This is a genomic window from Actinophytocola sp. (assembly GCF_050699915.1).
GTDB lineage: Bacteria > Actinomycetota > Actinomycetes > Mycobacteriales > Pseudonocardiaceae > Actinophytocola.
The window spans coordinates 1-7,578 of sequence record NZ_JBOHGA010000079.1; the positions used below are offsets into that span (position 1 = coordinate 1).

Annotated in this window: 11 protein-coding genes and 1 riboswitch; of the genes, 1 reads left to right on the top strand and 10 read right to left on the bottom strand. The window is 70.1% G+C overall.

All coding sequences use genetic code 11. The features are described from left to right. From ACRDSK_RS16165 to ACRDSK_RS16210, 10 genes are all read right to left on the bottom strand, one after another. A partial coding sequence (locus ACRDSK_RS16165) for a hypothetical protein (RefSeq protein WP_431441790.1) occupies positions 1 to 192 on the bottom strand: 192 nt, incomplete at its 3' end. Positions 193 to 328: 136 nt separating this feature from the next. Then, positions 329 to 432: riboswitch (glycine riboswitch) on the bottom strand. 110 nt (positions 433 to 542) lie between these two features. Further along, the gene (locus ACRDSK_RS16170; protein WP_431441791.1) at positions 543 to 1,109 is read right to left on the bottom strand and encodes a MerR family transcriptional regulator; all 567 of its coding nucleotides are present in this window, start codon (positions 1,107 to 1,109) and stop codon (positions 543 to 545) included. A 171-nt stretch (positions 1,110 to 1,280) separates the two neighbouring features. Next, the gene (locus ACRDSK_RS16175; protein WP_431428694.1) at positions 1,281 to 1,754 is read right to left on the bottom strand and encodes a bifunctional nuclease family protein; all 474 of its coding nucleotides are present in this window, start codon (positions 1,752 to 1,754) and stop codon (positions 1,281 to 1,283) included. Positions 1,755 to 1,923: 169 nt separating this feature from the next. Further along, the gene (ftsR, locus tag ACRDSK_RS16180) at positions 1,924 to 2,655 is read right to left on the bottom strand and encodes a transcriptional regulator FtsR (RefSeq protein ID WP_431441793.1); all 732 of its coding nucleotides are present in this window, start codon (positions 2,653 to 2,655) and stop codon (positions 1,924 to 1,926) included. A gap of 21 nt (positions 2,656 to 2,676) precedes the next feature. Further along, positions 2,677 to 3,123, bottom strand: coding sequence for a glycogen accumulation regulator GarA (gene garA / locus ACRDSK_RS16185; RefSeq protein ID WP_431441795.1), 447 nt, complete (start codon positions 3,121 to 3,123; stop codon positions 2,677 to 2,679). Positions 3,124 to 3,217: 94 nt separating this feature from the next. Further along, positions 3,218 to 3,601, bottom strand: a complete 384-nt coding sequence (gene gcvH / locus ACRDSK_RS16190; protein ID WP_431441797.1) for a glycine cleavage system protein GcvH — start codon at positions 3,599 to 3,601, stop codon at positions 3,218 to 3,220. A gap of 52 nt (positions 3,602 to 3,653) precedes the next feature. After that, complete coding sequence (locus ACRDSK_RS16195; protein WP_431441799.1) at positions 3,654 to 4,283, bottom strand: CDP-alcohol phosphatidyltransferase family protein; 630 nt, start codon at positions 4,281 to 4,283, stop codon at positions 3,654 to 3,656. Positions 4,284 to 4,307: 24 nt separating this feature from the next. Then, positions 4,308 to 4,499 carry a hypothetical protein gene (locus ACRDSK_RS16200; protein WP_431441801.1) on the bottom strand — a complete coding sequence of 64 codons (192 nt, stop codon included), beginning with the start codon at positions 4,497 to 4,499 and terminating at the stop codon, positions 4,308 to 4,310. 169 nt (positions 4,500 to 4,668) lie between these two features. Beyond that, positions 4,669 to 6,375, bottom strand: coding sequence for an AMP-binding protein (locus ACRDSK_RS16205; protein ID WP_431441803.1), 1,707 nt, complete (start codon positions 6,373 to 6,375; stop codon positions 4,669 to 4,671). Positions 6,376 to 6,395: 20 nt separating this feature from the next. Beyond that, the gene (locus tag ACRDSK_RS16210) at positions 6,396 to 7,220 is read right to left on the bottom strand and encodes a crotonase/enoyl-CoA hydratase family protein (RefSeq protein WP_431441805.1); all 825 of its coding nucleotides are present in this window, start codon (positions 7,218 to 7,220) and stop codon (positions 6,396 to 6,398) included. Positions 7,221 to 7,382: 162 nt separating this feature from the next. Here ACRDSK_RS16210 and ACRDSK_RS16215 point away from each other — a divergent pair, with 162 nt between their 5' ends. Beyond that, a complete protein-coding gene (locus ACRDSK_RS16215; protein ID WP_431441807.1) occupies positions 7,383 to 7,550 on the top strand; it encodes a hypothetical protein in 168 nt (55 codons plus the stop codon). Positions 7,551 to 7,578: the final 28 nt, after the last annotated feature.

Below are 7,578 nucleotides of genomic sequence, written 5' to 3' on the forward strand. Positions count from 1 at the left end.
CGCGGGGAGGTCCGCGTCGCCCGCCTGCTCGCGGATCGAGGCGGGTACGGCCTGCTCGACGAGCTCCTCCAGCGAGCCGACCCCGATCACGTCGAGCATGCGGGCGAGCTCGGCGGGGCGCGGTCCGATGTGCCGGTCGGCGAACTGGGTGCCGTCCTCGAGCGCGGCGAGCGGGATGCGGTCCTTGGTCACTGTGTCGCCTCCGTTGGGTGGGCACGCCGAAGCAGCCCTCCCCCTCTGTCCGTGCCCGAGGGCGCCTGAGAGCTTCGCCCGCTCACGCGGACTTGCACCTTCGGCGGGGTGGTAACCACCCGCTTTCCAGAGGCGTCTCGCCCGCACGGTCCTGGGTGCCTGAGAGGTTCCGGGGAGGAGTTGCTCCTTCGGCGCCGAGCAAGCCGGATCTGACTGTTCGGTCTCTCCCGCGCGGGATCAGCGACTACACCGCGCAGCCTACCCCCAGTGGAGGCGTCAGCACGCGACAACCCGCGAGCGAGCACTTTTGCGTAAGGCCCGCGAAACCGGGCGCCGGTTCGGACGAAAGCTCAGCCGGCGTTGCGCGCCTTGCGGCGGGCGGTGAGCTCGTCCTCGGTGACCGGCTCGACCACGCCGCCGTCGGCGCGCTCGGCCGGGAACTCGTGGATCGTGCCGTTGATCTCCTGCATGGCGCCGCTGACCGCGATGCCGAACACGCCCTGGCCGCCCTGCAGCAGGTCCACGATCTCCTCGGGCGAGGTGCACTCGTAGACCGTGGTGCCGTCGCTGAACAGCGTGATCTTCGCGAGGTCGCGCACGCCGCGGCGGCGCAGGTGGTCGACCGCCACACGGATGTTCTGCAGCGACACCCCGGTGTCCAGCAGGCGCTTGACCACCTTCAGGACCAGCACATCCTTGAACGAGTACAGCCGCTGGGAGCCCGAGCCCTGCGCGCTGCGGATGGTCGGCGCGACCAGTCCGGTCCGCGCCCAGTAGTCCAGCTGCCGGTAGGTGATCCCCGAGATCTGGCACGCGGCGGGGCCGCGGTAGCCGACGAGCTCGTCGGGCGCTGACTCGTCCGGGAACAGTTCGCCCTGCTCACCGGTGCCGGCCTCGACGGGACCTTCCTCGACCACGCCTGCCTCCGCTCTTCAACCGCCCGCGAGTCGCCCGGAGGAGGTGAATGACATCCGCGCGATTCGCTCAGTAATGACGGTAGGTCGGTAGCGGGGACCGGTCAACGCGACGCGCGGACGGGCGCACGCCAAACCTCAACGTCAAGTAGAGGCTTCAGGTGTCAGCCACCCTCAGGTGTCGGCGCCGCGGAAGTCTTCCGGTGAGACGGAGTCGAGGAACTCGCGGAACTTCTCGACCTCGTCCTCCTGCTCGTCCGGGATGATCAGCCCGGCCTCCTGCAGGACGGAGTCCTCAGCGTGGATGGGCACACCGACGCGAAGCGCCAAGGCGACCGAGTCGCTCGGCCGCGCGGATACCCGCACGTCGCCGTCGAAGACCAGCTCGGCGAAGAAGGTGCCTTCGCGGAGGTCGGTGATCCGGACCTGCTCGAGCTCTCGGCCCAGCGCGCCGATGACGTCTTTGAGCAGGTCATGCGTCAGCGGGCGAGCCGGACGGACGCCCTGTTGCTCCAGGGCGATGGCGGTGGCCTCCACCGAGCCGATCCAGATCGGGAGGTAACGCTCACCATCCGTCTCGCGCAGCAGCAAGATCGGCTGGTTTGCGGGCAACTCCACCCGCACGCCCACGACTCGCATCTCGCTCATCGGGTTCGCCTCCCTTCGCTCAGCGAAGATGTCCACCCACACATCGAGGATCGCTCATCGCTAGCGTCGACGCTACCCGCCATCCGGTCCCGACGCTTGCGTAATCGACCAGCGATCCGCGTCACGATGCGAACACGTCCAGCTTCGAGCAATCCTGTTGATCTTTACTCTACCTGCCCGAAATCTGGCGCATTCCCGCTTTGACGAGAAGGGTGTGCAGCCCGACCGACAAGGCGGCGAGCTCTCGCATCGCCTCGTCCGCCCGGCCGCGGGCGTCGTCGCCGTGCTGGCGATACATCGGCGCGACGATCTGCTCCAGCAGCCCGACCTCACGGTCCGCGGACGCGCGAAAGGCCCGTAGGTGCCGCGGTTCGATGCCGTATCCGGCCATCGTCGACACCAGCTGCGCCACCGCGGCGGACTCCGTGTCGTAGAACCCCGCTGCACCCGGACGGATCAACCCGTACTGCTCCAACTCGCGCAACATGGCCATGCTGATGCCGGCCTGTTCGAGCAGCTCCTCCCGAGTGAGCCGGCGGGTCGGCGCGTCGGCGAACTCCTCCGCGGCGGGTAGCCCCTCCGCCGGCACGGACACCAGCCCCCGCGACGGGCGGGGCGGGTCGTCGCCGGCGTCCCCGCGGTCGGCGGCGTCGAGCTGCTCCTTGATCACCTTCAGCGGCAGGTAGTGGTCGCGCTGTGCGGCCAGCACGAACCGCAGCCGCGCGACGTCGGCCGGAGTGAACTGCCGGTACCCGGACGCGGTGCGCGCGGGCTGGATCAGTCCCTCGGACTCCAGGAAGCGGATCTTGGAGATGGTGACGTCCGGGAAGTCCGGGCGTAGCTGGCCGAGCACCGCACCGATGCTCAGCCCCTCCCCCGCTGGCCGCCCGGCAGCCGTCACACCGACACCCCTGTGCGGAACTCAGGAAGCGTGCGGACCAGTGAGGAAGACCAGGCGGAACTTGCCGATCTGCACCTCGTCGCCGCCGGCGAGCACGGCCTGGTCGACCGGCTCGCGGTTGACGTAGGTGCCGTTCAGGCTGCCGACGTCGATCACCACGAACTCGCCGCCCTCGCGGCGGAACTCCGCGTGCCGGCGGGAAACCGTGACGTCGTCGAGGAAGATGTCGCTGTCCGGGTGCCGGCCCGCGCTGGTGGTGTCCCGGTCGAGCAGGAAGCGAGAACCCGCGTTGGGCCCGCGCTTCACGACCAGCAGGGCCGAGCCGGCCGGCAGGGCGTCCACGCCGGCGACGGACGGCTCCGTGGCCGGAGCCTCGGTGCCCTCCTCGGCGAGGAAGTCGGCCCGGAAGACGGAAGTCCGCTCCGGAGACTGCTCGGGCGGGACGCCGGGCCCGTCGTTGGTGCTCACCTGAGCTCTCCTCCTGCTGGTGCTGACTTCTTCATTAGCAGAACCTACCGTGCGCGATCAGCAGGCCAGACGGTGACCCGCCCGCGCGGGCAGGTCAGTCCTTCTCGGTCAGTTCCTGGTAGGCCGAGGCGTCCAGCAGCCCCGCGAGCGCGTCCGCGTCGGCCAGGGTGAGCTCGAGGATCCAGCCCTCGCCGTAGGGGTCGCTGTTGATCAACTCCGGCTGCCCGTCGAGCGCCGAGTTGACCGCGGTGACCTCACCGTCGACGGGCGCGAAGATCTCCGACACGCTCTTGGTCGACTCGACCTCGCCCACCGCGTCGCCCGCACTCACGGTCTTGCCGACCTCGGGCAGCTCCACGAAGACGACGTCACCGAGCTGCTGTTGGGCGAAGTCGGTGATGCCGACCCGCACGGTGCCCGCGGCCTTGTCGGCCAGCCACTCGTGCTCCTCGGTGTACTTGAGCTCCTCCGGTGTCACGGCCCCATCCCTCACGCTCAGTGCGATATCGCAGCGATGTCTCGGGCGAATCCTAGAGGGACTCCGCGCCGCCCGACGAGGGCACCGAGGAACGCAGCGCGGCACGGGTCTGCACCACGTAGAGGGCGCCCGACCAGAGGAAGAGCGCGGCGCCCCAGATGGTGAACGCGTACGCGATCGGGCGGGCGAACGTGGCGGCCGCGGAGCCGCCCTGGGCGAGCAGCATCAGCGGCATCGCGTACATGAGGTTGAACGTCGCGGCCTTGCCGACGTAGGTGACCTCCGGTGGCGCGAAGCCCTTGCGGCCGAGCAGCCAGATGCAGACGCCGACGAGCACGTCGCGCAGCACGAGGACCGCCGCGACCCACCACGGCACGATGTCGCGCACGACGAACGCGATCGCGGTGGCCAGCGTGTAGAGCCGGTCGGCGGCCGGGTCGAGCATGGCGCCGAGGCGGCTGGCCTGGTTGAGCCAGCGGGCGATCTTGCCGTCGGCCCAGTCGGAGACGCCGCTGAACACGAGGATCAGCAGCGCCCAACCGTCGGCCTGGGGACCGAGCAGCAGCCAGAGGAACACCGGCACGCCGGCGAGCCGGATGACGCTGAGCAGGTTGGGAATGGTCAGCCAGCGATCGGGCAGCTCCTCCACCTCGGGAGGCACCGGCCGTGCGCTGTCCACCATGCCCCGAGAGTATCGGGGCAGGGCTCAGTGCCGTGCTGGTTCCGGAGTGTGGCTCCAGCCACGTCGGCGCAGGTCGGCGTCGGTGAGCGACTGCGGTCGCCCCCGGTCGTCCACGCCCATCCAGCGGATGCGGCCGAGGCCGGCCTCCCGGACGTAGGCATGTCCGCGGCTCCACACCACGGAACACGGGTTGGTGGGCAGGTTCTCGCTCGGCATCACGAACTCACAGGGTCGAACGGGTCACTCCTCCGTCCATTGCTGTCGGCAGGTCGAGCGCCGTCGTTAACCGCTGCCACGAACGAGTAGCCAACGTTCACCTGGTTGTCATGGACAGCTACACCGCAGGTAGCTGGTGTTGCCCGGGTCGAGCGGGTTGATCCCGAGCTCAGGACTTCAGGTCGGGGAAGTCCTCCTCGCGGTACTCCCCCGCCACCGCCGCCTGCGGGTCGGCGTGGACCTCGTGCTCGCGGCCGCGCAGCTCGACGCGGCGGATCTTGCCGGAGATCGTCTTCGGCAGCTCCGCGAACTCCAGGCGCCGGATTCGCTTGTACGGAGCCAGATGCTCGCGGGCGAACGCGAGGATCGACCGCGCCGTCTCGGCACCGGGCTCGTGGCCGGCGGCGAGCACGACGTACGCCTTGGGCACCGCGAGCCGGATCGGATCCGGCGAGGGCACGACCGCGGCCTCGGCCACCGCGTCGTGCTCGATCAGCACGCTCTCCAGCTCGAACGGCGAGATCCGGTAGTCCGACGCCTTGAACACGTCGTCGGCGCGGCCGACGTAGGTGATGTAGCCGTCCGCGTCCCGGGAGCCGACGTCGCCGGTGTGGTAGAAGCCGTCGCGCATGGCCTCGCCGGTGCGCTCGTCGTCGTCCGCGTAGCCGACCATCAGGCCGATCGGGCGCCGGGACAGGTCGATGCAGATCTCGCCCTCGTCGCTCGGCACCCCGGTGGCGTCGACCAGCGCGATGCCGAACCCTGGCAGCGCGCGGCCCATCGAGCCCGGCTTGACCGGCTGGCCCGGCGTGTTCGCGACCTGCACGCTGGTCTCGGTCTGTCCGAAGCCGTCCCGGATCGTGACTCGCCATGCCTTGGCGACCTGCTCGATCACCTCGGGGTTGAGCGGCTCGCCGGCACCGACGACCTTGGGCGGCGGCGTCTTCAGCTGCGTGAGGTCGGCCTGGATCAGCATGCGCCACACGGTCGGCGGCGCGCAGAACGACGTCACGCCACAACGGTCCATCTGGGACATCAGCGCGCCGGCGTCGAAGCGGGTGTAGTTGTGGATGAACACCGTCGCCTCGGCGTTCCACGGCGCGAACACGTTGCTCCACGCGTGTTTGGCCCAGCCCGGCGAGGAGATGTTCAGGTGCACGTCGCCGGGCTCGAGGCCGATCCAGTACATGGTGGACAGATGGCCGACCGGGTAGGACACGTGCGTGTGCCGCACCAGCTTCGGGTTCGCGGTGGTGCCGGAGGTGAAGTAGAGCAGCAGCGTGTCGTCGGCCTTCGTGGAGCCGTCCCGGGTGAAGTCGGCGGGCGCGTCCCGCGAGTCGGCGAAGTTCAGCCAGCCGTCGACCGGCTCGCCGACCGCGATCCGCGTGTAGTCGCCCGGCACGTCGGCGAACTTGGGCGCGTCGGCGTCCCGCACGACGACGTGCGCGGCCCGGCCGCGGTCCACCCGGTCCCGCAGGTCGGCCGCGCCGAGCAGGGTGGACGCCGGGATCAGCACGACGCCGAGCTTCATCGCCGCGAGGATCGTCTGCCACAGCTCGCCCTGGTTGCCCAGCATGAGGATCAGCCGGTCGCCGCGGCGAACCCCGTTGGCGCGCAACCAGTTCGCGACCTGGTTCGACCGGCGGGACAGGTCGGCGAAGGTCCACTTCTCCTCGGCGCCGTCCTCCTCGACGATCCACAGCGCGAGCCGACTCCCGGTCGGCTCGGTGGCCGCGACCGCGTCGAACCAGTCGAGCGCCCAGTTGAACTCGGTCAGCTTCGGCCAGTCGAAGTCCGCGCTCGCCCGGAGATAGTCCTCCCGGTGTTCGAGGAGGAAGTCCCGTGCCGCCCGGAACGTCTCGGTCGCGCTGCTCACTCGTGTGCCTCCCTGCTCGACTACTCGCCGCGGAACTCGGGGGCCCGGCGCTCGAGGAACGCCTGCGCGGCCTCGCGGAGGTCCTCGCTGGGCAGGAACGCGGAGTTCCACGCCGCCACGTACCGCAGGCCGTCGGCCACCTGTGCCTCGCGCTGATGATCCAACACGTCCTTGACCCCCTGCACGACGAGCGGCGGGTTGGCGGCGATCTCCGCCGCGAGCTCGCGAGCCGCGGCCAGCACAGCGGCCTGGTCCGGGTACACGTCGTTGACGAGGCCGATCTTCTCGGCCCGCACGGCGTCGACGTTCTTGCCGGTGTAGGCGAGCTCACGCAGGTGGCCCTCGCCGATGATGCCCGCGAGCCGCTGCAGGCTGCCCAGGTCGGCGACGATGGCGACCTTCACCTCGCGCACGCTGAACTTCGCGTCGGCGCTGGCGAGCCGAACGTCCGCGGCGGCGATCACGTCCACCCCGCCGCCGATGCACCAGCCGCTCACGGCCGCGACCACCGGCTTGCGACAGGCGGCGACGGCGGTGACGGCGCGCTGGAGGGTGCGGACCTCGCCGAGGAACCGCGTGCGCGGGGCGGCGAGTGCTGGGCCGCCGAGCAGCTCGCCCCAGGTGGGCATCATCGCGGGCAGGTCGAGGCCGTAGGAGAAGTTGGCCCCGCTGCCGGTGAGGACGACCGCGTGGACGGCCGGGTCGGCGTCCAGCTCACCGAAGACCCGCGGGAGCTCGCGCCAGAAGTCCGGTCCCATCGCGTTGCCCTTGCCCGGGCCGAGCAGCGTCACCTCGGCGACCCGGTCAGCGATGTCCACCTTCAGTGACACGAGAGGTTCCGTCATATGCCCCATCCTCACCCATTCGAAGGCCGCTTGTCCTACCCGCAGTATGTCCCACCAGCGGAATGAGTTCGCCCGATCGTGTCGGCCCTGGTTTGGCAGTCTGAGCATGTTCGGGCGTTACGGTCCGTCCAGGGAGAAGCTCCACGTTAAGGGAGGGCGCGCATGACACGCGAAACCGTGATGTCGACGCCGATCTTCGACCAGCTCCTGCGCGAGATGGCCCAGCGCGCCGAGCCGATGCCGGCGTCGGCCGAACCGCCCGCCGAGCAGGAGAGTCGAGACTCGGAGCAGGCGCGGTCGAGCCCGAGACGCCGCCACCGAGCCGACTGACCCCGACCTGAAACGGGCGACCATGCGC